Source organism: Nostoc spongiaeforme FACHB-130 (genome assembly GCF_014698475.1).
Taxonomy (GTDB): Bacteria; Cyanobacteriota; Cyanobacteriia; order Cyanobacteriales; family Nostocaceae; genus Nostoc_B; species Nostoc_B spongiaeforme.
In genome coordinates this window covers 57,317-81,997 of the sequence record NZ_JACJTB010000009.1, presented here as the reverse complement: position 1 = coordinate 81,997, position 24,681 = coordinate 57,317, and the positions used below count along the sequence as shown (strand labels likewise).

General features: G+C 39.8%; 24 protein-coding genes. 15 read left to right on the top strand and 9 right to left on the bottom strand.

Annotated elements, in window-relative coordinates; translation table 11 throughout:
* The first annotated feature begins 319 nt into the window (after positions 1-319).
* The 4 genes from H6G74_RS10045 to rplI all read left to right on the top strand — a co-directional run bounded on the left by H6G74_RS10045 (position 320) and on the right by rplI (position 3,869).
* Positions 320-1,279 carry a glycosyltransferase family 10 domain-containing protein gene (locus H6G74_RS10045; RefSeq protein WP_190967525.1) on the top strand — a complete coding sequence of 320 codons (960 nt, stop codon included), beginning with the start codon at positions 320-322 and terminating at the stop codon, positions 1,277-1,279.
* A 5-nt stretch (positions 1,280-1,284) separates the two neighbouring features.
* A complete protein-coding gene (locus tag H6G74_RS10040) occupies positions 1,285-2,286 on the top strand; it encodes an Npun_R2821/Npun_R2822 family protein (protein ID WP_190967524.1) in 1,002 nt (333 codons plus the stop codon).
* A gap of 10 nt (positions 2,287-2,296) precedes the next feature.
* Positions 2,297-3,223: an Npun_R2821/Npun_R2822 family protein gene (locus H6G74_RS10035; RefSeq protein ID WP_190967523.1), complete on the top strand. Its 927-nt coding sequence runs from the start codon at positions 2,297-2,299 to the stop codon at positions 3,221-3,223.
* A 187-nt stretch (positions 3,224-3,410) separates the two neighbouring features.
* The gene (rplI, locus tag H6G74_RS10030; protein WP_190672363.1) at positions 3,411-3,869 is read left to right on the top strand and encodes a 50S ribosomal protein L9; all 459 of its coding nucleotides are present in this window, start codon (positions 3,411-3,413) and stop codon (positions 3,867-3,869) included.
* A 208-nt stretch (positions 3,870-4,077) separates the two neighbouring features.
* On the opposite strand, the gene H6G74_RS10025 is transcribed toward rplI, so the two are convergent.
* On the bottom strand, positions 4,078-4,254 hold the full coding sequence (locus H6G74_RS10025) for a hypothetical protein (protein WP_190967522.1): 177 nt from the start codon (positions 4,252-4,254) through the stop codon (positions 4,078-4,080).
* Between the two features lie 69 nt (positions 4,255-4,323).
* Between H6G74_RS10025 and dnaB the strand changes: the two genes are divergently transcribed.
* Positions 4,324-7,164, top strand: a complete 2,841-nt coding sequence (dnaB, locus tag H6G74_RS10020) for a replicative DNA helicase (RefSeq protein ID WP_190967521.1) — start codon at positions 4,324-4,326, stop codon at positions 7,162-7,164.
* A gap of 53 nt (positions 7,165-7,217) precedes the next feature.
* On the opposite strand, the gene H6G74_RS10015 is transcribed toward dnaB, so the two are convergent.
* Positions 7,218-7,739 carry an FKBP-type peptidyl-prolyl cis-trans isomerase gene (locus H6G74_RS10015; protein ID WP_190967520.1) on the bottom strand — a complete coding sequence of 174 codons (522 nt, stop codon included), beginning with the start codon at positions 7,737-7,739 and terminating at the stop codon, positions 7,218-7,220.
* A gap of 78 nt (positions 7,740-7,817) precedes the next feature.
* Positions 7,818-8,141 carry a phasin family protein gene (locus H6G74_RS10010; RefSeq protein WP_190589226.1) on the bottom strand — a complete coding sequence of 108 codons (324 nt, stop codon included), beginning with the start codon at positions 8,139-8,141 and terminating at the stop codon, positions 7,818-7,820.
* Between the two features lie 129 nt (positions 8,142-8,270).
* Between H6G74_RS10010 and H6G74_RS10005 the strand changes: the two genes are divergently transcribed.
* From H6G74_RS10005 to H6G74_RS09990, 4 genes are all read left to right on the top strand, one after another.
* A complete protein-coding gene (locus H6G74_RS10005) occupies positions 8,271-8,591 on the top strand; it encodes a TIGR03792 family protein (protein WP_190967519.1) in 321 nt (106 codons plus the stop codon).
* A gap of 141 nt (positions 8,592-8,732) precedes the next feature.
* The gene (locus tag H6G74_RS10000; protein WP_190967518.1) at positions 8,733-9,497 is read left to right on the top strand and encodes a hypothetical protein; all 765 of its coding nucleotides are present in this window, start codon (positions 8,733-8,735) and stop codon (positions 9,495-9,497) included.
* A gap of 3 nt (positions 9,498-9,500) precedes the next feature.
* On the top strand, positions 9,501-11,831 hold the full coding sequence (locus H6G74_RS09995; RefSeq protein ID WP_190967517.1) for a tetratricopeptide repeat protein: 2,331 nt from the start codon (positions 9,501-9,503) through the stop codon (positions 11,829-11,831).
* A 332-nt stretch (positions 11,832-12,163) separates the two neighbouring features.
* A complete protein-coding gene (locus tag H6G74_RS09990) occupies positions 12,164-12,367 on the top strand; it encodes a chlorophyll a/b-binding protein (RefSeq protein WP_190967579.1) in 204 nt (67 codons plus the stop codon).
* Between the two features lie 185 nt (positions 12,368-12,552).
* Here the strand turns inward: H6G74_RS09990 and H6G74_RS09985 are convergent, their stop codons facing one another.
* The 5 genes from H6G74_RS09985 to H6G74_RS09965 form a co-directional block, all read right to left on the bottom strand.
* A complete protein-coding gene (locus H6G74_RS09985; protein WP_190967516.1) occupies positions 12,553-12,726 on the bottom strand; it encodes a hypothetical protein in 174 nt (57 codons plus the stop codon).
* Between the two features lie 91 nt (positions 12,727-12,817).
* Positions 12,818-13,495, bottom strand: a complete 678-nt coding sequence (locus H6G74_RS09980; protein ID WP_190967515.1) for a DUF2834 domain-containing protein — start codon at positions 13,493-13,495, stop codon at positions 12,818-12,820.
* A gap of 21 nt (positions 13,496-13,516) precedes the next feature.
* Positions 13,517-14,248, bottom strand: a complete 732-nt coding sequence (locus tag H6G74_RS09975; protein WP_190967514.1) for a tetratricopeptide repeat protein — start codon at positions 14,246-14,248, stop codon at positions 13,517-13,519.
* Between the two features lie 214 nt (positions 14,249-14,462).
* Positions 14,463-15,560 carry a heat-inducible transcriptional repressor HrcA gene (gene hrcA, locus H6G74_RS09970; protein ID WP_190967513.1) on the bottom strand — a complete coding sequence of 366 codons (1,098 nt, stop codon included), beginning with the start codon at positions 15,558-15,560 and terminating at the stop codon, positions 14,463-14,465.
* A 391-nt stretch (positions 15,561-15,951) separates the two neighbouring features.
* Positions 15,952-16,311, bottom strand: coding sequence for a rhodanese-like domain-containing protein (locus H6G74_RS09965; RefSeq protein ID WP_190967512.1), 360 nt, complete (start codon positions 16,309-16,311; stop codon positions 15,952-15,954).
* Between the two features lie 278 nt (positions 16,312-16,589).
* On the opposite strand from H6G74_RS09965, the gene H6G74_RS09960 reads away from it, so the two are divergent.
* The 5 genes from H6G74_RS09960 (at position 16,590) to H6G74_RS09940 (ending at position 21,927) form a co-directional block, all read left to right on the top strand.
* On the top strand, positions 16,590-18,224 hold the full coding sequence (locus tag H6G74_RS09960; protein WP_190967511.1) for a DUF3352 domain-containing protein: 1,635 nt from the start codon (positions 16,590-16,592) through the stop codon (positions 18,222-18,224).
* A gap of 158 nt (positions 18,225-18,382) precedes the next feature.
* Positions 18,383-18,874, top strand: a complete 492-nt coding sequence (locus tag H6G74_RS09955; RefSeq protein WP_190967510.1) for a hypothetical protein — start codon at positions 18,383-18,385, stop codon at positions 18,872-18,874.
* A gap of 123 nt (positions 18,875-18,997) precedes the next feature.
* Positions 18,998-19,519 carry a CIS tube protein gene (locus tag H6G74_RS09950; protein ID WP_190967509.1) on the top strand — a complete coding sequence of 174 codons (522 nt, stop codon included), beginning with the start codon at positions 18,998-19,000 and terminating at the stop codon, positions 19,517-19,519.
* Positions 19,520-19,592: 73 nt separating this feature from the next.
* Positions 19,593-21,557, top strand: coding sequence for a VgrG-related protein (locus H6G74_RS09945; RefSeq protein ID WP_190967508.1), 1,965 nt, complete (start codon positions 19,593-19,595; stop codon positions 21,555-21,557).
* 82 nt (positions 21,558-21,639) lie between these two features.
* A complete protein-coding gene (locus tag H6G74_RS09940) occupies positions 21,640-21,927 on the top strand; it encodes a PAAR domain-containing protein (RefSeq protein WP_190967507.1) in 288 nt (95 codons plus the stop codon).
* Here the strand turns inward: H6G74_RS09940 and H6G74_RS09935 are convergent.
* Positions 21,840-23,633, bottom strand: coding sequence for a GAF domain-containing sensor histidine kinase (locus H6G74_RS09935; protein ID WP_190967506.1), 1,794 nt, complete (start codon positions 23,631-23,633; stop codon positions 21,840-21,842). The two genes, H6G74_RS09940 and H6G74_RS09935, sit on opposite strands and share 88 nt — an antisense overlap.
* Positions 23,634-24,225: 592 nt before the next feature.
* Here H6G74_RS09935 and H6G74_RS09930 point away from each other — a divergent pair.
* Positions 24,226-24,627 (top strand): GPW/gp25 family protein, encoded by a 402-nt coding sequence (locus H6G74_RS09930; protein WP_096577022.1) that lies wholly within the window; start codon positions 24,226-24,228, stop codon positions 24,625-24,627.
* Positions 24,628-24,681 lie beyond the last annotated feature (54 nt).

Genomic DNA, 24,681 nt, shown 5'->3' with positions numbered 1-24,681 from the left:
TTAGGACTTACGCAAGAACTCTCTCAAACTCATATAACTTCGTGTCTATGCAACTTTTGCGATACCCTGCTGTAAGCCGCTTGCGCGTCTAAGTTTTTCATCATTGTGCGTCATACAAAATTGAAAAATGATTGCGACAGATGGATGGCTAAAAAGCTTACCAATCAACCCTTAATACCATTTCACTTAAAAAATGATACAGATAGGCAAGCAGAGGAGGCAGAGGGAGCAGAGGGGCAGAGGAAGCTATTTGTATCAATAATTTCGTGAATTGGTATAACCAATCGAAAATCTAAAATCCAAAATCTAAAATTGTCAGATGAATATCAAAACTGTTGGTATGATTAGCAGCTATGGCGCTCTGAAAACTAGAGGCGATTGGCTGTGGCAACAAACACCACATTTTTTTGGGATTTGGGAAAATATTCAAATCCAGGCTTTAGCTAGTCAACCTGATTTTTTATTAATGTATCAGTTTGATTTTCCCCATACACCCCAAAAACAATCTTTATTGGATAAACTGCGTCAAAAACCAAAAAAAACAGAAATAAATATCAATTCTTTGCTACGGGGAGTGAATAAAGAAAGAGTCATCTACCTGATGCGAGAACCACCCTTAGATGAAGTAGTAGAAAAACACAAAAAAGCTTATCAAATAGCACAACAATATTGCGGTTATATCTCTGGCCCTGATGATTTTGCCCCAGTTCCAGAATATATGCCAGCTATTTGGTATCACAGCAATTCATTTAAAGATTTAAACGAAATGCCGCCTCCAGAAAAAGTTGCTCCCTGTAGTTGGATTACTTCTGGAATTAACCGGACTGCTAATCATCGCCAGCGTTTAAGCTTTTTACATTCCATGCAGGCGAGTGAAATTAAATTTGATTTGTATGGACGTGACTTGCCAGCAACAGCAAAATCGCGGGGAGAGCTTGGTAATAAATGGTATGGTATGGCTCCGTATTATTACAATCTGGCAATTGAAAATTATGCAGATAATAATTGGTATGTAAGTGAAAAACTTTGGGATGCTCTACTAGCTTGGTGTTTGCCAATATACTATGGCGGCCCGGCTGCGGATAAATTATTACCACCTGGGAGTTTTTTAAGATTACCCAGCTTAGATGAAAAAGGCATCGCTTACATTCAAGAAGTCACTGCTACGCCTGATGCTTGGTATGCAGCCAAAGATGCGATCGCCGAAGCTCGTCAAATAATTTTACATGAATTAAATCTGCTCAATTGGTTAGCAAAGTTTGTGAAAAATAACGGATAAAACTTATGACAAATGGCATTTATACTTTGGCTAATGATTATGTCTACAACCAACTTGTAGCCTTACTCAATAGCATCGAAGTTAATGCTGGCGATGTGCCGGTATGCGTTATTGCTTATAACGATCAGGTAGATTTAGTTCGGGCTGAAGTTGCAGCGAGAAAAAATGTCACCCTATTAGAAGATCCAGAAATTTTTGCGAGATGGGAAGAATTTTCCCATCGTGTTTGGCAATCTCACCCGACAGCCATTGAAACTTGGCAAACCAAAGGTATTAAAAAGTTTTATCGAGTGGGTGAAAATCGTCGTTATTGCGCTTTTGACTCCAATAGTTACTTTGAAAAGTTCATTTATTTGGATGCTGATACCTTAGTCATGCAGCCCTTAGATTTTGTCTTTGAGAAGTTAGATAATTACGATTTTGTTGTCTACGACTTTCAGTATAAAGACCCGACGCATATATATAATGTGTCTTCGTCTAAGCTCTATGAAGTGTTTAGTAAAGAGCGCATAGAATCGGAAATTTTCTGTTCTGGTTTCTATGCTTCTAAACGCGGTGTATTTCCCGCAGAACAAAGAGAATGGATATTAGAACAATTAAATCAAGGTGACTCGGAAGTATTATACATGGGTGCGCCTAACCAGTCCGTTCTGAACTATATGCGGATGAAAACCAATACTTCTATTTACAATTTTGCCCTGAATTTACCTAGCGATCAAGCTACTGGTTGTTCTGTAACTTCCTCACATTTCCAAAATCAAGATCATATTCTCTACGATAAGGGAAATAAACTCACTTACCTGCATTATATTGGCTTGTCTTCCAAAATATTTAATCAACTCTGTGCGGGTGAAAATATAGATTTTCCCTACAGAGATATTTTCTTACATTATCGCTATTTGTATGCACCAAATGAGCGACCACAATTTACAACTAAACTCAAAGCCCATAACGCGCCACCAAGTTTAGGTAAACGGATTCTCAAAAAATTAGGATTAGCAGGTTGAGGTAGAGAACATGAGTCGCGGAATTTATATTATTGCCAATGATAAGGTGACAGATCATGCGATCGCACTCCTCAACAGTATCCGTACTTATGATACGAATACACCAATCGTCATGATTCCTTATGATGATAACTATCACAACATAGCTGCCACACTAAATCAATATTATGGTGTACAGCTATACGAAGACTTAGAATTTATCGACCGTCTTTCTAGAAGATTACACGAAACTTTCGGTGGTCAATTTTTTGCCCGTCCTAATCAATTTCGGAAACAGGCTTGTTGGTTCGGACAGTTCGATGAATTTTTGTACATTGATACAGATATTGTGGTCTTTGAAAAGATTATTGATAATCTCAATTACTTGGCAAATACAGATTTTATTTGCTGTGATTATCAACATTCAGGTGGCATTAAAAACGTCTTCAGCGAGAAAGTGTTAACAGATCAAGTATTTACTGAGGCTGAAGTCAAAGATATTTTCAATGGCGGTTTTTGGGCTTCCAAGAAAAACCTCATTTCTGAACAAGATTTGTACGAAATCTTTGCTGAATGTGCCGCCCATCCAGATTATTTCGACTTTTCGGAAAAGACTTCTGACCAACCAATTATCAACTATATGTTGCTCAAACGGATTCCGCGCCGTTTTAATGTGGTGCGTCGCCCAGGAAAAGCACCAGGAAATTGGGCAGGTAGTCCACAATTTCAACGGCAGGGTAACATTTTGATTGATCCGGCTGTTAATCAACCCCTGCAATATCTCCACTGGGCGGGGATTCGCATTCAACCAGGTTGTCCTTATTGGGATATTTGGGAATATTACCGCAATTTAAATCCCGCCATACCACCTGCGGCAATTCCCGCCCCAGCCAGACCAAGCCAGTGGGAAACAACATTACGGACGATTAAAAAGCAAGTTCACAAAATTTTTAAGTAAGATTTAACATTGCTGTTGATGATTTTTGACTTTTGATCGGCGAAACAGTTGCGATCGCCCCCCGCCTTTCGCTAGGATCTGTAAGCTTTAGGGTATAGACAAAGCCCCTTGGGATACAGCTACACTCATGTAGGTTATCCGGCTGCAACCCAAGTTATTGAGATTTTACAGGAAAAACAACAAAACAATGGCGAAACGTGTCCAGTTAGTTTTAACTCAAGATGTCAGCAAGTTAGGCAAATTAGGTGACTTAGTAGAAGTTGCTCCTGGCTATGCTAGAAATTACCTTATTCCCAAGAGTTTGGCAACCCGTGCTACTCCTGGTATTCTCAAACAAGTAGAACGCCGTCGTGAACAAGAACGTCAACGGCAATTGGAACTCAAACAACAAGCCTTAGAACAAAAAGCAGCTTTAGAAAAAGTTGGCAGTTTGAAAATTGCCAAGCAAGTTGGTGAAAACGAAGCCATTTTCGGTACTGTCACCACTCAAGATGTTGCCGATGCAATTCAAGCAGCTGCTAACCTAGAAGTTGACCGTCGTGGTATTACCATCCCCGACATTGGCAAACTGGGTACTTACAAGGCTGAAATCAAGTTGCACTCAGAAGTAACAGCGCAAATCGATGTTGAAGTTGTTGCTAGTTAGTATGTTTTGAGATTTTGACCTGAGTTATTGTAGGTTGGGTGCAGGCGCACAAGGGTATTTGTAGAGACACACTAAATCTATGTTGCGCCGTAACCCAACACCAAATCATCATATTTTAAGAGAATATTGCAACAGGTAAAATAATTGTGGCGTGAATTTTACCGTTGGAATTGAGATATTTTGGTAGTTGAAAGTTTTGTAGTTTTCTTTATGGCATTTGTTGGGTTCCACTTCGTTCCACCCAACCTACAAGATCAGGCGATCGTACTCTGACCATCCAAAGCAACCCCAGCAACGGGGCGATCGCCATCAACCCGGATGGTACAGTTATATAACCCCAAACCCCACCTTTGTCGGCACAGACACCTTCAGAAACAGGATACAAAGGCAATTCCCTATGTTTTAGCTAAGGTTAACTTAAGTGATATCCTAAATTACTCATCCAAAATTATATATGGCGGAAGAATTAAGTTTTCAAGGCGATGGTAGCGATCGCCTACCACCCCAAAATATTGAAGCAGAAGAAGCGATTTTGGGGGGAATTTTACTAGATCCAGAAGCGATTGGGCGAGTTAGCGATCGCTTAGTTCCTGAAGCATTTTACATTAGCGCCCATAAAGATATTTATCAAGCCGCCCTGCGCCTCCACGCCCAAAGTAAACCCACAGATTTACTCTCTATTACCAGTTGGTTAGCAGATAATGATTTACTAGCGCGGATTGGTGGGAGAAATAAACTAGCCACCCTCGTAGACAGGACAGTTTCTGCTGTTAACATCGACGCTTTAGCAGGCTTAGTCATGGAAAAATACCTGCGGCGACAGTTAATTAAAGCTGGTAACGAAATTGTTCATTTAGGTTACGAGACAGAAACCGAATTACCCATAGTTTTAGACAAAGCAGAACAGAAAGTTTTTGGTGTCACCCAAGAACGACCCCAGTCAGGCTTAGTGCATATTTCTGATACTTTAGTCAATACTTTTCAAGATATTGAAACACGCCATCAAGGTGTCGCTTTACCTGGGATTCCTTGTGGCTTTTATGATTTAGATGCTATGACTAGCGGTTTTCAGCGTTCTGATTTGATTATCGTCGCTGGCAGGCCGTCAATGGGTAAATGCCTCAGCTTTGATGCGGAAATTGTCTTGGCAGATGGACAAATTACAACAATTGAACAATTGTACAAACAACGCCAAGGCTCGTTGTTGACGTTAAATGATAACTGGAAATTTAGCTTTACCCAACCATCTGCATTTGTCGATGACGGTATTAAACCTGTTTTTCGGGTGACAACTCGTTTGGGAAGAACCATTGAAACCACAATTACCCATCCCTTCTTAACCATTCAAGGCTGGCAAAGATTAGAAAACCTGCAAGTTGGAAATCAGATTGCTGTACCGCGCAAAATAGATGTATTCGGGACAAAAACTCTGCGTGAATGTGAGGTGAAATTACTCGCCTATTTAATTGGTGATGGTGGTTTAACTAATAGCAATCCCAGATTTACAAATAGTAATCCGTTACTACAAGCAGAATTTTCTCAAGCTGTGGCTGATTTTGGTGGTTTAACTGTGCGCTGGGAGACTTCCCAAGGACAACGCACACCATCACTTTGTGTTCGAGGTGATTTAGAATTTATTGCTAGTCAAAGACAGTTGTTTGCTCAACGCTTAAAAACTTTAGTTCAATCTCAAAGTTTAACTGCTAGACAATTGAGTTGTGAGTTAAATGTCAGTCCATCTTTGTTCAGTATTTGGCAGCAAGGGCTGTGTGTACCAAATTTTGATACTTTTAAACAACTGTGTACACTTCTCGAAACTGAACCAGAGGAATTTGCACCTCATGGATTTACTAGCATCAGCAAAGCCAGCCGAAATTCTTTAGCAAATTGGTTAGAAGAGTTAGGGTTATGGGGGAAAAATGCCCATAGCAAAACAGTACCAGCCATTGTATTTCAATTAGAGCGATCGCAAATAGCTATGTTTCTCAATCGTCTGTTTGCTACAGATGGTTGGGCAACTTTACTGTCAAGCGGTCAATCACAATTAGGTTACTGTTCTGTTAGCGAAAAACTAGCAAGACAAATACAACATTTATTATTGCGATTTGGCATTATTGCCAGACTGAAAAAACGTTCGGTAAAATATCAAGACACTCGCAGACAAGCTTGGCAATTAGATATTACTGATGCCCAAAGTATCAAAACATTTATTTCGGAAATTGGGATTTTTGGTAAAGAAGCAGCCTTAGAAAAAGTGGCAGAAGCAATATCACAAAAACGATATCAAACTAATTGTGACTTAATTCCTAGTGAAATTTGGGAACAGATAGTAATAGCTAAAGGTAACGAATCTTGGGCAAGTTTAGCCAAACGTGCTGGCATTCAAAACTATACAAATATGCACGTCGGTAAACGTGCTTTAAAAAGAGAACGGCTGTGGAATTTAGCAACTGCTTTAGAAAATTTACAACTACAAAAGTTAGCTACTAGTGATATCTATTGGGATGAAATTGTAGCCATTGAGTTAGTAGGTTATAAGCAAGTTTATGACTTAACAATTCCTGAAACACACAATTTTGTTGCTAACGATATCTGTGTTCACAATACAGCCTTTTGTTTGAATTTAGGTCATAATATCGCTGCTTTATATAAATTACCAGTTGCTGTTTTTAGCTTAGAAATGTCCAAAGAACAGCTAGTACAGCGACTATTAGCCAGTGAAGCGGGAATTGAATCTGGTTATCTGCGGAGTGGACGTATTAGCCAAACCCAGTGGGAACCGTTAAGTCGGGCAATTGGTATGCTTTCCGAGATTCCACTTTACATTGATGATACGCCGAATATAACAGTCAACGAGATGCGATCGCAAGCCAGAAGATTGCAAGCCGAACAAGGCGCAGATTTAGGCTTGATTATCATAGATTACCTGCAATTAATGGAAGGCGCAGGCGATAACCGCGTACAAGAATTATCTCGCATCACGCGCAGTCTCAAAGGTTTAGCCCGTGAGTTATCTGTACCTATAATTGCATTATCACAGTTAAGTCGCGGCGTAGAAGCACGTACCAACAAACGCCCAATGTTATCTGATTTGAGAGAAAGCGGCAGTATTGAACAAGATGCGGATTTAGTCATTATGTTATACCGCGATGAATATTATTCACCAGATACCCCCGATCGCGGTATTGCTGAAGTCATAGTAGCAAAACACCGCAACGGCCCAACAGGTACAGTAAAACTCTTATTCGACCCGCAATATACCAAATTTAAAAACCTAGCCAGACCAAATTATTAACTATGAAATATGAAGTCTGAAAATTTTAGACTTCATACTTCACACTTCAGACTTTATTTAACATCAAGCAATTCCACATCAAAAATTAGGGTAGCGTTGGGTGGAATCACGCCACCTGCGCCACGGGAACCATAGCCTAAGTCTGAAGGAATAATCAACTCACGCTGACCACCAACTTTCATGGTGCTGAGTCCTTCGTCCCAACCTTTGATCACTTGTCCTACGCCGATAGTAAAGCTAAAAGGACGGCCGCGATCGCGGGAACTATCAAACTGAGTCCCATCTTCTAAAGTTCCAGTGTAGTGAACTACAACTGTTTGACCAGGCTTAGGAGTTGCCCCAGTTCCCTCTTTGATTTCAACGTATTTTAGTCCAGAGGGAGTAGTGACAACATTTTTATCAGACATAGTGTTATTCGCTATCAGAGTATCGTTTTTTGTAATGGTAGCGGGGGATGATTGCGCTTGGGTCAAATTAGCCGCAATGGCAGTATCCGGTTTACCGCCTAATTGTGCTAACACTAAAACCACAACACAAACCAGCATGACACCCACGCTGAGTAAAATTGCTTTCAAAATTAGTCCTCCATACTGAGGTCGTTTGGTAAAAGCAATACCAACAGGACACATTTAGTTTAAATCAGAAAGCACATTTTAACGCCAAAGCTTATTTTCTAAATCCCGTACTTGACGTTCTAAACGGTCAATTCTCCCCCGGAGTTCATCAACTTCAGACTGACGCGCCACTCCTAAATCTTGCAACATATTCCGCATTTGCCGTTGCATTTGAGCATCCCAATTGCCTTGCTCCGACTTCAGCTGCTGTACAATATCGTCCATTACCGCCTTAGCTTGCTCAGGGTTAAGCTTACCGTCTTTGACTAATTCATCACTCACCTCACGTAGCTTTTCTGCCACCAAAGACGTTGTACCAATTCCCACCATCATTAGTTGTTGCAACCAGTTGTTGCTATCCATACATCCTTCCTGTTATTTATTTCAAACCAGCCTCCTTGCTCTTGAGTGTATGCAATCAAGCTATGCTGGAAGCGGAGTTAATTCTAGCCTACATCTCTATTTTGACAAATTAGCAAACATAAGGAATCAATGGGTGTAGTTATAGAACTGCTAAAATTTCAGGTTGACCCAAATCTGCGAGAAACTTTTATCCAAAAGGATGCAGAAATTTGGACGACAGCATTAGCAAAGTATCCTGGTTTCCTCAGCAAAGAAGTCTGGATTAACCCAAACGACCCCTCAGAAGTAACTTTCATTATTCGCTGGGCAACAAGAGAACAATGGCAAGCTATTCCTGAAGCAGATTTAATAGCGATTGATAGTCAATTTGCTCAAGTAATAGGAGATAATTATCAACTAATAGAATCAGAAGAATATCAAGTAAGAGGACTTGTGAATACGTCAAGTTAATGAAAAATCAAAAAATTTAGCTTGTGATGCAGTTAATAATACACTTGTTTACTATGTAAGAATGATACTAAATGTAAATTGCTGTTTCAAACCTTTATGTGCATTTTTTCGGATTAATTACTTTTTCAACTCCATATACCTATGCTTCCACCATCCCTGCGCGACAGTTTAACATCTCTTAACCAAAGTATTGAAGAAACTCAATCTGTTATCACAGATTTAAGGCTTGCAATTAACGAAACAGAAAACCCAATTGAACTACGTCGGTATAAAAGTGCTATTAAGAGACTCAAAGGATATATCAACGAATATTTACAAGAATATCAAAACTTATCTCAGATGTTTGCTGCAAATGGACAACCAATAGATGTCACTATGCAGCAAATTCCTACCCAAATCCAAACTCTTCATACTGAACTACAGCAGTTACAGAACACAGTTGATCAAGTAAATGTAAAGGCTGATCGTTTAGTGAATGAACAAAAGATTTTATATCAATCTTTGACTCAAATAAGGTATGAGTTTTTTTCCTACTATGATACAAATGAACAACGAATCATCCAAACTGTAGTCGCAGCATTGAATCAAACGCAAATCGAATTGATGCGAGCATTATTAAGTTCACTAGATCGCGTTTCTGAATCTCAAATGCAGCAAATATTAAGTGCTATTGAGACAAGAGTATTGCCAACTCTGCCACCCGCAACAAGCGAAGCAGTAGAAATTGTGAAAGATTCTAGTTTAGATATCAAGCACCGCCTGAAAGTCGCTATTCCACTTATTCCGTTTATAGAGTTAGAAAGCGAATTTGAGTGGGGAACAGGTATGGATCTGTTGGCAGTTGTGGAGAGAGTACCTGGAGAAATTTGGAAGCAAGTCCTGGCTGGTTTGCATCGCAGGAGATAGGTTATGGACTTTTCTTCCCAATCACTACAGAAACCTAAGTATCCGCCTGATTTAGTTATGCAAGTTCAGGATGATTGTGCTGATATCCGCAAGACACTAAAGGAACTCCGTGATAAACGTACACAGACTGACTATCCTGTCGAACTTAACCGTATTGATGCTGATATTAAAAGGTTGACACAAGATTTATCAGATTGTGAAAAAATTGCTAACCAACTGGATAGACGGTCAGGAAATCTTAATCGGATTCTTGGTGATTGGTCTGGCAACATCCCTCGACAAAATCCAGAGACGTTAGTTGATCAAGAAGAACTCAAAGAATTAGAAAAATTTTTGATTCAAGCCAAAGAAGGGCAATGGACTAACTTAATTTGTATTGATGGTTCAGTAGGTGTTGGTAAATCAACACTCGCTTTCTTATTTGCTGAAAAACATTGGAAAGATTTCTTTCCAGATGGTGCATTCTACCAAGATGTCAGTGGTAAGACAATCGAAGAGGTAGCTCTACAATTTTTGCGCTGTTGCAATATAAAACTTCAGAGTGATGATGATCCAGTTTTGTTTTTAACAGATTTATTTCAACAAAAACGTATGTTGTTCATTTTTGATAATGCCGACAATGAGGAAATTCAAGAACTATTTCCCAGTGGGCAAAAATGTGCAGCAATTGTTACTACACGTGATAAACGTTTTTGTGATCGCCTACCGATGAAACGGATTCATCTGAAGCCACTTTCTTTAGAAAATGGTTTAGACTTACTAACTAAAGAAATGGGTGAAACAGGTAGACAAAGAATTCTGACAGAACCAGAGGCAGCTAGAAAAATTGTCAAACTAGTTGGAGGTTTACCACTAGCATTGAGTATAGTTGGCTCATTTTTGAATGTGGATACTGCCTTCAGTCTTTCTGAGTATGCTAACTATTTAGAACAAGCAAAGTTAGATTTGTTGAGTCAAGAGGAAAAACCAAATCGAAATGTCAGAGCCTGTTTTAATTTGAGCATTAATCGATTATCTTCTGAGGAAAAGGATCTCTTTGCTTGTTTATCCGTTTGTGCAGCTGATGGATTTACAGCAGATGTGGTAATTGCAGTAGCAGGTTATCCATCAATACTAACACGTCTAAAGCTGGCACAACTTTGTCGATATTCACTTATAGATATCAGTGAAGTTCGATATAGATTGCAAACCCTATTACGAGAATTTGCACGAGAACTAGGACAGCAACGCTCTTTATTAAGACTTGCAGAAGATAGACATCAAAAGTTTATTGAGAAAATTCGAGAAATTCAAGAATTAGAATCACTGTTAACTGAAGGTTCACCCCACAAAATTATCAAGCAACTAGATAATATTATCTATGCAGCAGAATGGTTAAAAGAGAAAAAAATTGCAGAATATTCCTTTGGTTTTAATTTCTGTGAGGATTTTTTTGATTATCACAGTGCCTACAATTCCTATGCTGTTAAACTAATGTCTATTTTTAGGGAACTTGCTGAAAGTCGTAGAGATTGGGAGTATGACGTTCGTTGCCGAGTGCAGCAAGCTAAGTATATGGATCACAATAAATCAGTTGGAAGAAGACAAATATTACAATTGCTCAAACCAATAGAACAATTGCTGAAAAACTTTGAATCTGAAGAAAAGTTAGTAGTAGAAGGTCGGTATCGCAATACCTATGCAGATGTTTTAGCCTCTGATGGGAAGTACGAAGATGCAATCAAACAACTCCGTCGTACAATCTTAATTTATCAACAGCAAAATTTCCAACAAGGGTTAGCCAAGGCGCATACAAATTTAGGTAACATTTTGCGAAAGAAAGGTAATTATAAAGATGCAGTCACAGAACACCGTCTAGCTGTTGCTTTGGAAGAAAGGATGTTATTGGAAGGTGTTACCAAAACTGAATCGGGTTTGGCAACTGCACTAACAGATTTAGGAATTACGTTAGGATATTTGGGTCAAGAGTACTGGTTAGAAGCAGTTCAAGTTCTGGAAAGAAGTAATAATTTGAAAAGAAGTTTAGGCCACAAAATGGGAAAAAGCTTATCAATGGGTTTAAATAGTTTAGGAGATATTTTATGTAAATTGTGTCAGTATGATTTAGCGATTGCAGCCTTTGAAGAAAGTCTACAAATCAAACAGAGACCTGACATTAATGATATTAGTGGTATTGCTATAATTCGTGAGCGTTGGTTCAGTTTACTTCAAGAGATGTGTCAGCAAGGAAACAGACAGCAAGCTATTCTCTATTGTAATCGAGCTATCCAAATTTTGCCTGCAACTCATCAAACCAAGTTTTTAAAGTTCCAGACTCAGATGAAAATGAAATAATACCAAATTGAAAAATAATGGAGGCAGATGAATGGCTGAAAAACTGAACAATCAACTCTTAGCTAATCCAAAATCAGATGATAACGTTTTTCGGTCTAATTGAGGTACGATAAATAAGAGGTACATCTTAAAAAGATAGAAATAAAAACGTACGCACTCACTCAATTTTCGACAAAAAATAATTGATACTTTCTTAGAATGTGGAATATCGCAGTTTTATGAGTAAGCTATTTCTCTGGATTTACTAATGATTTGAAACTACAGACAGATAATAGGATATAGATTCGTAAATAATATAAAAAATGTGAATATATTATGTAGGAAATTTAACAATAGAACTTTATCCTAGCGATAAAACTGAAACTGCATATAATGGCAAAGATCGTAATGCTGCTGAACTTGGTTTCACTCCTCAAGCTGAACTTTATAATGGTCGTTTTGCGATGATTGGTTTTCTCGCTTATTTACTATGGGATTTAAATGGTTTTACTGTAGTCCGAGATGTACTGCACTTGGTTTCTGACAATTCCTACTAAGAATTAGGCTGCATATAAAAATAGATTATGAGGTAAGTAATACCCATAATCTATTTTTATATGCAGCGATCACTAGAGTAAAATTATCTATTTATTACTGCAAATTCCTGAGTAAGATTTGTTTGTAAAGATGGACGTAAACTCAGATAAGCCAATATATTAACTAAAGGGATAAGTGATACTGTTCAAAAGATTGCAGGACTATTCCAGCGACGACGCGCCATATCATCACCTAAAACGGTGGGGAATAAAATACAGAATAGGCAGAATGCTAAACTCATACTATTAATGAAGCGATCGCTTTGAAATTGTTGCACAAAATCTGCCCAATCACCTAATAAGCCATAAGCAATTATCACAAAGGAAGAGAAAAATTTGAAGTATAAAGTATGAAGGATGAAATGAAATCTCAGATACCCAACTATTCAAAGAAGTCGGGTATCTTAATTTTTAATTAACAGTCACTTGTTGCTTGGATATACCTGTTGTCTCAATTTCTGGTAAAGCTGGACGTACACATAAATAAATTAATGGGCCGAATAATGGAACCAAACTAATTAACCAGAATATTTGATGATGGTTCCAACCTCGACGCGCCATATCATCTCCTAGTAATAGCGGAAATAATATGCACAATAGGCAAAAATCTAAACTCATCACATGGATAAAGCGGTTAGTTTGCCACTGTTGGATAAAATTTTGCCAGTCTCCACCTTGTACTCCATAAGCAACTAATATGCTTGCAATTACGGTGAGGATAATACCAGTCACACGAGAATCTAACAGCTTGATGAAAAGAGTTTTTTTGCCAAAAAACTCTTGATTTGGTTTCCGGAGAAATAAATAAGGTAACAAAGCAAAAGCACCCACACCAAAAGATGCAGTCGCAAATGGCCAAGCTGGAATTTTTTGACATCTCCCGTCAGTAAATACTACTGCACTATAAATAAGAGGCCAGACTCCCATAATATTGAATAAGGAAATAATTAAAGGGTTAATTCCTTGCCATTGCCCAAGAGAAAGTTTCTTGATTAACTCGAATGTATCGGGTTGATCAGGTGGTGCTAAAAAGAAAGCATATACAACAAATCCCACCCAAAGGGAAAACAGAGATACTTTTCGCAACATAAACTTAAAAATAAGTTTATTTTAACGTTTTATGGTTCTTAAGAGTTTTGCTGCTTTACTGACAAGTCGTTTACGTTTGTAGTGGAAGTAGGAAGATTCTTGAATTTTAACAATAATTGTTTCGAGATAATTACATGCAGTCTGTACATCTCCCTGGAGAGAGAGAATTTCAGCCAAGATGATATAAGCTTGTGGATGGTTCCAATTTTGAATGTGGTTTTCTAGATGCTGTTTAGCGGCTTCAAATTCTTGTAAAGCAAACAATGTTTCGCCATACATTAAAGAAGCATCACCATATTTATAATCTGGATCTATTTTTAATATAGTTTGTAAATAAGACTTGGCAGAGGTGTATTTTTTATTTTTAATATCAATAAATGCTTCATCCCAAAGAGTTTGGAGATTGTCATCGGCGTTGTTGAAATCTTGCTGATTTGAGGCTGTTGGTTGATCAAAGCTTTCCACGTCATCTGGGAGATGATGACTGAAATTCACATAATGAGCAGCTTTTTTGATACTTTTTGCTTTTACTTTGCGCCGTTTACGGCTACTTGTCAAGTTTTTCCAATGCTTCTGAACTGGGATATATCCTCGCGGTATCCAACGTTGAAAACAGTAAGCGATCGCCCCAAAAAAGTTGACAATAATTAAAACCCACAGCCATAATCGCTTGTCTGGTTCGTTGCGAATACAGTCATAAAGCATGAATAACCAAAATCCGGTCATTAACAACAATCCCACAACCTTGATCATTGACTGAATTCCCTAGCCTATCTGCAAGTTTTAGTCTTCCTCACAAAATACGTTTCACTTGTTTGGGAACAGTTCTAGTTTCCGAGATGATACCCTAGGATTTCTGTAAAGTTGAAACGTATAAAGTAGGAAATTCCATTAAAACCTAGATTCAGTCAAATCATCAAGGGTTAGTAAAGATACAAACTTAGTCCGTGGGATTGCGAGAAAGCTGTTAACTGAAAGCTTCAGACAGGTAATCGGCGGCGGCGGCTACTACTGCGATCGCACTTTCGTAATCTAGGCGCGTCGGCCCTAAAACCCCGACACTACCAATCGGTACAGAACCTCGACGGTAGGTAGAAGAAATTAAGCTGCAAGTACGTATCGGCTCTAAAGGATTTTCTGCACCAATTCGCACTGTCACTCTAGATTTACTTGCATCTTCTGTCTCTGGGTCATCAAAGATTAATTGACATAATTTGTCTTGTTCTTCTTCTAGCAATTGCATAATTGTTTTGACTTGCTGCAATTGAGAAAATTCTGGCTGACGCAATACTTCTGTGACACCACGCACCATAATTTGTGTTGTGGTGGGTGCTTGAGTACGACGGCTTAATTCTGCAACCGAACTTTTCAAGAATTCGCCATACAGTTGAAATTCTTGATCTAATTCACTCCAATTTAAGTTAGCTATTTCTAATAAACTCCGCCCGCGCAAATGGCTATTTAAGAAGTTAGAAACTATCTGCAACTCCCGATCAATTACTTCAGCATCGAGTTGCAAATTTTCTTTTCCTGGAGGCAAATCCATCACTTTAGAATGGGTTTCATAGCCATCTGTGACTAAAATTAGCATGATTCTACCAGCTTCAATTTGCAACAGTTGTAAATGTCGCACTAAGGCTGTTGAAGTTTGGGGCATAGTAATCAAGCTAATGCAACCACTTAATGTAGCTAAAATCTGTGCGGCTCCGTGAATTAGGGCTTCCAAACTCCAATCTTCCCAATGCAGGCGTTGTTGGAGTGATAGTTCTACTTCCTTGGCTAAGGTTTCTGTTCGTGTAGCGTCTCGCAAAGAAGGTGTAATTAACTGGTCAACATAAATGCGATAACCGGAGTCAGAAGGTATTCTTCCGGCTGAGGTGTGTGGTTGATAAAGTAGCCCAGATTTTTCTAATGCACCCATCACATTGCGAATTGTGGCCGAGCTAACGCCTAAGTCATACTCTTCCACCAAAACCTTTGATCCAACAGGTTCTGCTGTCGCAATGTAGTGACGTATTGTTGCCCAAAGGATGTGCTGTTGTCGATTGGTTAACTGGACTTCCATAAGGTGTGTATTACCGAAAGCAAATTTAAGAAAAGTTTGAAAAAAATTTTTTGAGCTAATGCAAAAAAAGATTAATATTAGTTAATTAAGATAGCAAAATTTTTATCTATATTATAGTTACCGACAGCAACATTAATTTAGTTGCTCATTCTGAACCTATTAATCTTTTCAGCTAAAAAGCTGGTTGACAATTTAAAATTTTTTAATTATTAAGTATCTTCCCACAAATTTTATAGATAAGTTGTATTGTTAGATACTTATTTTTCTCACCATTTAAGTTAGATGTCGTCAGGATAAATGCTGATTGTGGGGAGTGGAAGAAGAAGCAGGGGGCAAGGGGGGAGAAGAACCAATGACAAAGGACAAATGACCAATGACTATTGACTATTGACTAATATTGTGGGATTGCTGGGTCAACTAGTTGGGAATAAGCTGCAATACCACCTGTAATATTTTTGACATTGGTAAATCCTTGAGCAATCAACCACTGACACATCTGAGCAGAACGCACGCCATGATGACAAAGGACGAAGGTTTCGGCTTCTGGATTCAACATCGTGAAAATTTTTTCATTCCAGTCAGCATATTCACTCAAAGGTAAGTTAACAAACCCTGGGAGACTGGCGATCGCTAATTCTTGGGGTTCACGCACATCTACTAACTGAATATTTCCATCGCCAGTAGCTAAACGTTCGGCTAATTCCTCTACACTAATTTGCATCATAGGTTGACCAAAGGATTTATCTGTCATGAAGTTTTTGTAAACGATCCTATACATTTATGTTGACAGAAAATCTCTCCCTTAGCATGAGCAATGATTCTCAGTGATGCTCCAAATGAGGGTGGGGAGTGTGGGGAGTGTGGGGAGAGCGGGGAGAGCGGGGGGAAAGATTTCTTCACCATCCTCCCACACTTCCCACCCCTCCCACACTTCCCACACTTCCCACACCCCTGGTTACACCCCTAAACCCTACACCCTGTTCATTAATTCTGCTTAAATGGCTGTGAAAGTCAGTATTGAATAGCTTTATGGTAAATCGGCAAAGTTCATTTTTTGGTTTTATAGCGGCTGGTGCGATCGCACTGGTGTTAATTGCGATCGCAGGTTTTTGGTTCTTCACCCGAACTCCTGTTACCCTCATCACTTCCACCACCTCCCAGCCTGGTGCAGCTATTTTTGTGTCCAAGCTTTCCCCGGTGATGGTATCTTTACTCACTAACCCTGACCGTTTGCAAGCTTTAGAGCGGGAAGGGGAAATTTCTAAAATCAAAACTAGTTTATTGGCTAAGAGTGGCATTGATTATCAAAAAGATATTCAGCCTTGGTTAGGTAACGAAATTACCCTAGCTGTCACCACCACCGATTTAGACCGTGATTCCGCCAATGGACAGCAGCCAGGATATCTCATGGCTTTAGCTACCAACAAACAAGACAAAAGCCGCGAGTTTGTGGAGTTGCTATTTTCTAAGCGGGTATTGGCTGGCGCTAACTTAGATACCGAAGAATATCAAGGTGTGAAGGTGCTTTATGATAGCCAACTTGCAGCCGCAGTGGTTGGTGATGGCTTTGTGTTATTTGCGAATAGTCCCAGCGTTGTCAAGGATGCAATTAACAACGTCCAAGCACCAGACTTGAATTTAACAAGTTCGCCCCAATACCAAAAAGCCCTCCAGCAATTACCGGAAGCTTCCTTAGCCGTGGCTTTCTTAAATTTTCCCATCATTGCTCAATGGCAAGGTTTAGAACTACCAGAACCAACCTACGACAGTGAAATTGTGTCTTTGGGCTTGAACTCCAAAGGTTTATTAGCAGAAACCAGCTTTTTAACAGCATCCGAACTCACCCCGTCAGCAACACCACTCACAAAACCAGTCGAGGCGTTGAAATATATTCCAGCATCGGCGGGTTTAGCGATTTCTGGTGCAAACTTAAGCAACTTGGCTGACAGTGATTTAGCAAAATTCTGGACGCAAATCAAAACAGCCATTTCTGGTTCAGAAACAGATGTGATTTCCCGCTTGCTACAACCATTAACAGAAGTACAGAAAACCTTGGGGATGAACTTTACTCAAGATATTTTTAGCTGGGTTAAAGGAGAATATGCGATCGCACTTTTACCACGTACAACCCAAGTTCTCCCCGATTGGATTTTTGTCGTGGAGAAAACTGAGGAATTACCCGAAGGAATTGCGAAATTAGATGCGATCGCATCCGCAAAGGGACTTAGCAGCAACACCCTGAGTTTAAACAAACAACAAATCTCGGCTTGGACAGAGTTAACCGCTAAAAAAACAGCAGCTAAAGACCAACCATCATTTACCATTGAAGCTACAGCCCAAGGGATACACACCACCCTCGACAATTACGAAATTTTTACTTCCGACTTGGCGACAATGGATGAAGTTCTTGCTGGTAAAAAATCATTACTAGACAATCGCAATTTTCAATCCAGCGTCGCGGCGATTCCTCAACCCAATCAAGGTTATGTATATCTAGATTGGGCAAAAAGTCAAGGAGTTTTAGAAAGGCAAATCCCTGTGCTGAAACTCATAGAAGTCTTGGGTAAACCATTTTTTAACAGATTGCGATCGCTCACAGTCAGTAATTACAGTAGCGAAACCAACGCACTCAAAGGCGGGATTTTCCTGCAACTGCAAGAGTAAGAAAAAGTCTAAAACCAAAGACAAATGACCAATGACCAATAACTAATCCTTTCTGTGTCACATTAGGATGTGGCACAGCTAAATCAAAATTTTCAGGAATGAATTAATTACAATATGTATATATAACTACATTTAGTCAAGCCTGTTGGAGGGCTACTATGAAAGACCGTCGCCCCCGACTTCAGAAGCGAATCGGCTGGGTTTTAGCTATCTTAGCAGCTGTAACAGCAGCACCAGCGATCGCCGAAACACCCAACTTTGGTAAGTTTAGTCTAGTACCAGGGTTTGAAACTGCCCAAGGTAAATTTTCGGGTTATACGGGTGGTTCTTTTTCCTTGTCGGCGATTAGTAACCGCGATCGGGATAAAAAAGCTTGTATTGGTTTTGCAGATCCTAAACCAGATTACACAATGGTTTTAGAAAAAGACTTTGAGCAACTAACAATATTAGTTAACACTGGGAATACAGATACAACATTGCTAGTGAAAGGCCCAGACAATGACACAATTCGTTGCGGCGATGACACTGGCAGAAGTAAAGATGCTAGTATTAGCGATCGCAACTGGAAAAAAGGTATTTATCAAATTTGGGTCGGCACATTTAATCCTGATGCCAAGCATAAGTATACTTTGACAGTCCAGCAGAAATAATCAGGAAATAGGGGCTAGTAAGACAAAAGGAAAAAGTCAAAAGTCAAAAGGTAGAAGATTAGTTCCTTTTTACTTTTGCCTTTTTATTTTTTACTTTCTCAATTCCATCACCACTCCCCAACTATGACTAGTCGTTTAGTAAAAGCAACACTCATCGCCACAGAACAAGCTGCGCCAGATATCGAGTTTATGTTTAACCCTTCTCAGTTAGACTTCTCGCAGCAAATTAATTTGACCAAAAGTAGCGGTGCGCGTACAGGGCGAGGTTTACCAAAAGTTAGTTTCGCTTATCCCGAACCATGTAGGCTCAGTATTAATAACATCATATTTGATACCTACGAGAGCGGTACTAGCGTCCTCACCCATCTAAAAAAATTTGAAAAAGCCGTTAATTTTGCCGAAGCTGGCGCAGGTAAAGAAAAACGTCCACCAGTGTATATATTTACCTGGGGCGACCAGCAATATTTACGCTGTTTTGTCCAATCTCTTAACTACAGCCTGACTTTGTTTTTACCAGACGGTACACCAGTACGAGCCAAAGTTAACCTCACCCTAGAAGAAGTTGATGAATCAATCTCCCAGCCAGGGATGGGAACATCTAGCAGCGTAGACCGCACTGGCGACAGCAGAAGTAGCCGCAGTTAATTCGACCTTTGGGGAATAGCCTGTAATACAATATCTTCACTAGGCTATTGGCAATCACCTCTTGCCAATGTGTATGCCTGTTCTTTACATACCTGAGCCACTATTACAAATAGATAGCACTAATGCTTCTGCTGATTTGCTCAATGATATTTTGCAAATCACAGTTGAAGAAAGTCTACATCTACCAGGAATGTTTACTTTAGTAATCCGTAATGATTACTTTCCAGGACAGACAACAGAAGCAACTTGGAAGCATCAAAGTTTATTTGCTATTGGTAAGAAAATTAAAATCGGTTTTGTTTCTAGCACGACGCAAAACGCAGATTTTGAAGATGCAGAGCAAGGTTACGTCTTAGAAGGGGAAATTACAGCCATAGAAACTGAGTTCACCAGTGGTTCTCAAGCTCCCATCATCATTCGTGGCTATGATATGTCCCACCGCTTGCACCGAGGACGTTACAATCGCTCCTTTCAAAATGTTACCGATAGCGATGTGGTAAACCAAGTTATCGGTGAAGCAGGTATTACAGCAGGTACAGTTACCTCTACCACTATTGTTCATGATTACATCTTTCAAGAAAATCAGACCAATATGGAATTTTTGCGCGAACGAGCCGCCCGTCTCGGCTTTGAATTATATGTGCAGGATAGTAAATTAAACTTTCGCCAACCTGCCCAAAACGAATCTTTATCGCTCAAATGGTTAGAAGATATCCATAACTTCCGGATTCGTGTTAGTAGTGCAGAACAAGTCAGTTCTGTAGAAGTCCGAGGATGGGATTACTCTACCAAAAAATCAATTGTTTCTACAGCCTCTACAGAGCAGGTTATTACCACCACAGATAACGGCAAAGGCAGTTCAAGCAGCACAAAATTCAGCAGCCAGCCGAAAATGATTGTAGTAGACCAGCCTGTGTTTAGTGTGAATGAAGCTGCAAAAATCGCCCAAGCTTTGTGTAATGAACTGGGTGGCGAGTTTGTGATGGCTGATGCTGTCGGTGAAGGAAACCCCAAGATCAGGCCAGGGAAAGTCATTAAGTTGACAGATATGGGTAGTTACAGTGGTAGTTACTATGTGACCGAAACTCGCCATCTGTTTCATGAGCGAAAATTTGTCACAGAGTTTAGTGTGCGGGGTTTGCGATCGGGAGATTTATTAGCAACTCTCTCACCCCAAACACATCTGCAAGCAGGACAAACTCTACTAGTAGGTGTGGTTAGTAATAACAATGACCCACAAGGCTGGGGTCGTGTGCGGGTGAAGTTTCCGACCTTAACTGAAGAACATGAAAGTAATTGGGCAAGAGTTGTGAGTGTTGGTGCAGGCCCAGGTCGAGGTTTTGACTGTTTACCAGAGATCAACGATGAGGTTTTAGTCGCCTTTGAACACGGTGATATTCATCGTCCTTATGTGATTGGTGGTGTGTGGAATGGCACAGACGCACCACCAGAAACAGTTAGTAACACTGTTGTTGGTGGGAAAGTGCGTCTACGAACGTTTAAAACCCGTGTTGGACATAAACTCCAATTTGTTGAAGAAGATAAAGGCACTAAAAAAGGCGCATATCTGCAAACAGTAGACGGTCATAATTTGCGGATGAATGACAGCGATAAATTTGCTGAATTAGAAACTACAGGCGGTCACAAATTTCGCTGTGATGATAGTAATAAAACTATTAGCTTGACTTCTACAGGTGACATCACCGTTAAATCTGGGACAACCGGGACAGCCAATAAAATTAGTGTCAACGGTGGTGAAATTGCTTTAACTGCAACACAAAAAATTTCTTTAACTGTAGGGGGTACAAGTATTGAACTTACACCCAGTGGTATTACGATGAGAACGACGGGAACTGTGAGTATCCAATCTGGTAGTTCCATCAGTGTGCAAGCTGGAGGTTCTTTGAGTGCTAATGCTGGTGGCGCAATTTCCGCTAATTCTGGTAGTTCGGTCAGCGTAAATGCTGGTGCTACGGTGAGTATCAACGGTGCAGCTTCCGTCGGCATTTTAGGCGGGGTAGTTCGGTTGAATTGTTAATGGTCATTGGTCATTTGTCATTGGTTCTTCTCCCCCTTACACCCTTACTCCCTATTCCCAACTCCCTACTCCCTAAAAACTTATGTTTCCCGCAGCAAGATTAACTGATTTAACTGTCACAGGCGATCCAATTACTGGGCCTGGTGTGCCGAATGTTTTAATTGCAGGTTTACCCGCAGCTTGTGTTGGCGATTTAGTAGCGGGGCCTGTGGTGACTGGTAGTATTGTGCTGGGGTCGTTTACGGTTTTGATTGGTGGTAGACCTGCCGCGCGAGTTACATCTCAGGTAGCTGGTGTGAATACTGTTACAGGTGTGCCGTTAACTACGGTTGTGGGTATAGGTGCGCCAACGGTGTTAATTGGTGGTTGAAAGGTAAAAGAGCCTTTACTCAGCATATTTTTTGGGACTTCCACATTCTTGCGAGCGGAGATGGGAATGTGAATGCAGAAAATTGTGCCTTGTCCGGGTTCAGAGAAGCATTCTATTTGACCGTTATGCTTTTCGATGATTTTACGACAAATGGGCATTCCTAAGCCTGTACCTTTGCCGATGGGTTTGGTGGTGAAGAATGGTTCAAAAAGGCGATCGCGCACATCTTGGGTCATTCCTGAACCATTATCTTGAATCCGAACCACTATATATGGAGAATGGGTAAATGATTTGCCATTTTCCAATGAGGTGCTAATAGTAATAATCCCTTCTTTTTCCTGACCATCTAAAGCATCGATCGCATTTGCCAGAATATTCATAAATACCTGATTTAGTTGGCTGGGATAACACTCAACTAAAGGTATTACATCGTAATTTTTGATGACTTCAATTCCTAAGTTGCTACAGCTTGTCTTTAAGCGATTATCTAAAATTAGCAGAGTACTATCAATACCTTCATGAATATCGGCTGGGGTCATTTGTGATTGCTCGGTGCGAGAAAAGTTGCGTAAGGATAATACAATCTCTCGCACACGCTTAATACCTAAACTCATGGAACTGATTAGTTTCGGTAAGTCTTCTGAAACAAAGTCTAAATCAATTTCTTCGCTGAGTTCTTGAATTTCTGGAAGATAGTCGCAGTTGTCTTGATAGATATGGACTAGACGCAATAAATCATCAACATATTGTTGAGCATGATTAATATTTCCACTAATAAAATTAACTGGATTATTAATTTCATGGGCAATACCAGCGACTAATTGCCCCAAACTTGACATTTTTTCACTTTGAATTAACTGTGCTTGCGTTTGTTGTAATTCATGCAGTGTAGTTTGGAGTTGTTGCGCTTGGATTTGGGCAATTTTTGCCGCTTCACAACTTTGTTCATAAAGCAAGGCTTTTTCAATCGCCACTCCCGCCTGCATTGCCAATATACTTAATAATTTTAAGTCTCGGCTAGTATAATTAACCGCAGTTTCGCTACCAATGACAATTGCCCCAACTACCCGTTCTTCAACATTTAACGGCACACAAATCAAGGAATTGAATTGTTTCTTTTCTCCAAGATATCTGGGATAAGCAACAATATTGTTCACAATTTCCCCGCGTCCCATCTGCACTATATTACCGATAATGCCTTCGCCTAGCTTTATCGGTTGCTGGAGATAACTGCTGCTGCCAATTTCAGCGAGGATTTCAAAGACATTGGTTTTTTGATTTAATAATAAAATCGCGCCACCAGTAGAAGGGATTAATTGAGCGGCTTCTTGGATGAGCAATCGAGAAACTGGACGGAGATTAAGACTAGCAGTTACTTGAATGGAAATATCATGGAGTAAATCAATTTCTTGATATCTTTCTAGCAGTTCATGGGCGAGATTTTTTTTCTCAGATTCTTGTTTGAGTGCATAAGTCAGGAATGAAGCAACACCAGATGCCTGTTGTGAACCACGTACCCAACCAATCACTTCACCAGCAAATTCTATCGGATGAGCGATCGCACAGGTTCCTCCTGCTTGCCCGAAGAGTATTTCGCCTTCCGTATTTTCTATAGTAAACTGACAATCTATCGCTTGAGCAAAATCATTCAGAAGAGCTAATACATCCTTTTTTACAATCAGATTTCTGAAATTGCTTTTAACCATTTGCTCTCATCCTGATTTTATTTCAGATTTTGCTTAAGCATCAGTCTTGGATACCTAATAGATGGATATTTTCATTTATTCTTGGCTATTTGTCACCTCTATAATTAGTGTCAAACAACTGCCATTTTTTAGGTATTAGCTGGGATTTTGCAAAATTATAATTTTAAATAAAGTTGATGCAACTCGATTATAAGTTACTCATTTCTGAGAGTTCACCGTAAATTCATTGATTTTTGTATATTCGGTAAATCTACTTAGAAAAAATACTATATATAAAGTGATACACTGAACAGAAATATCACGGCATTAAGTTGACATTGTTTGAATACGTCTCATAGTCATCGTCACCAGCAGAGAATAGTAGGTTGGGTGTAGCGATAGCGTAACCCAACAAAGCCTTGAAAATGTTGGGTTCCGTTCCTCCATCCAACCTATACCAGTCTAAGTTGTCGCCTTAACTGAACTGTATTGGGATGTAGGTTAATCACAGACGATGTTGCCAAAATGAAAGTTAACTCGACTTTTGGCGAATGGTATTAGTTTTAGCGATCGCCATAAAGTAGCGTAAACTGCTCATCACTTTGTACCTACCATGCCAGAACTCAATCAAAATCAACACCTGGGTGCGGGCTGGTCGTTTCCATTGCGGGTGAATGTCCAAGGAGGTCTGCAACTTAGTAAGGCTGATCGCAATATTGAAGAGTCGATGATGCTGATTCTGCGTACCGAGTTGGGTGAACGGGTGTATCGTCCTAACTTTGGTTCGCGGTTGTCTGAGTTGACTTTTGCACCGATGAATACGCAAACTTTATTACTTTTGCGTCTACACGTCCAAGAAGCGTTGGAAATGTGGGAACCGCGCATTGTTTTAGATGCGGTGCGTGCTGACCCAGATCCCCTGCGAGGTCGTGTAGATATTGTGATTGAATATCATCCTAAAGATAGCCATGATTCGCGGAGTTTAGTATTTCCGTTTTATTTGAATGGGCAATAGTTAATTGTCATTGGTCATTGGTCATTTGTGTTTTAACTAATTATTTTTAATATT

What these genes read in the sequence shown, in the direction of transcription:
- H6G74_RS10045 (WP_190967525.1), top strand. Translation starts at nt 320, where the DNA reads ATGAATATCAAAACTGTTGGTATGATTAGCAGCTATGGCGCTCTGAAA.
- H6G74_RS10040 (WP_190967524.1), top strand. Translation starts at nt 1,285, where the DNA reads ATGACAAATGGCATTTATACTTTGGCTAATGATTATGTCTACAACCAA.
- H6G74_RS10035 (WP_190967523.1), top strand. Translation starts at nt 2,297, where the DNA reads ATGAGTCGCGGAATTTATATTATTGCCAATGATAAGGTGACAGATCAT.
- rplI (WP_190672363.1), top strand. Translation starts at nt 3,411, where the DNA reads ATGGCGAAACGTGTCCAGTTAGTTTTAACTCAAGATGTCAGCAAGTTA.
- dnaB (WP_190967521.1), top strand. Translation starts at nt 4,324, where the DNA reads ATGGCGGAAGAATTAAGTTTTCAAGGCGATGGTAGCGATCGCCTACCA.
- H6G74_RS10010 (WP_190589226.1), bottom strand. Translation starts at nt 8,141, where the DNA reads ATGGATAGCAACAACTGGTTGCAACAACTAATGATGGTGGGAATTGGT.
- H6G74_RS10005 (WP_190967519.1), top strand. Translation starts at nt 8,271, where the DNA reads ATGGGTGTAGTTATAGAACTGCTAAAATTTCAGGTTGACCCAAATCTG.
- H6G74_RS10000 (WP_190967518.1), top strand. Translation starts at nt 8,733, where the DNA reads ATGCTTCCACCATCCCTGCGCGACAGTTTAACATCTCTTAACCAAAGT.
- H6G74_RS09995 (WP_190967517.1), top strand. Translation starts at nt 9,501, where the DNA reads ATGGACTTTTCTTCCCAATCACTACAGAAACCTAAGTATCCGCCTGAT.
- H6G74_RS09980 (WP_190967515.1), bottom strand. Translation starts at nt 13,495, where the DNA reads ATGTTGCGAAAAGTATCTCTGTTTTCCCTTTGGGTGGGATTTGTTGTA.
- H6G74_RS09975 (WP_190967514.1), bottom strand. Translation starts at nt 14,248, where the DNA reads ATGATCAAGGTTGTGGGATTGTTGTTAATGACCGGATTTTGGTTATTC.
- hrcA (WP_190967513.1), bottom strand. Translation starts at nt 15,560, where the DNA reads ATGGAAGTCCAGTTAACCAATCGACAACAGCACATCCTTTGGGCAACA.
- H6G74_RS09965 (WP_190967512.1), bottom strand. Translation starts at nt 16,311, where the DNA reads ATGACAGATAAATCCTTTGGTCAACCTATGATGCAAATTAGTGTAGAG.
- H6G74_RS09960 (WP_190967511.1), top strand. Translation starts at nt 16,590, where the DNA reads ATGGTAAATCGGCAAAGTTCATTTTTTGGTTTTATAGCGGCTGGTGCG.
- H6G74_RS09955 (WP_190967510.1), top strand. Translation starts at nt 18,383, where the DNA reads ATGAAAGACCGTCGCCCCCGACTTCAGAAGCGAATCGGCTGGGTTTTA.
- H6G74_RS09950 (WP_190967509.1), top strand. Translation starts at nt 18,998, where the DNA reads ATGACTAGTCGTTTAGTAAAAGCAACACTCATCGCCACAGAACAAGCT.
- H6G74_RS09945 (WP_190967508.1), top strand. Translation starts at nt 19,593, where the DNA reads ATGCCTGTTCTTTACATACCTGAGCCACTATTACAAATAGATAGCACT.
- H6G74_RS09940 (WP_190967507.1), top strand. Translation starts at nt 21,640, where the DNA reads ATGTTTCCCGCAGCAAGATTAACTGATTTAACTGTCACAGGCGATCCA.
- H6G74_RS09935 (WP_190967506.1), bottom strand. Translation starts at nt 23,633, where the DNA reads ATGGTTAAAAGCAATTTCAGAAATCTGATTGTAAAAAAGGATGTATTA.
- H6G74_RS09930 (WP_096577022.1), top strand. Translation starts at nt 24,226, where the DNA reads ATGCCAGAACTCAATCAAAATCAACACCTGGGTGCGGGCTGGTCGTTT.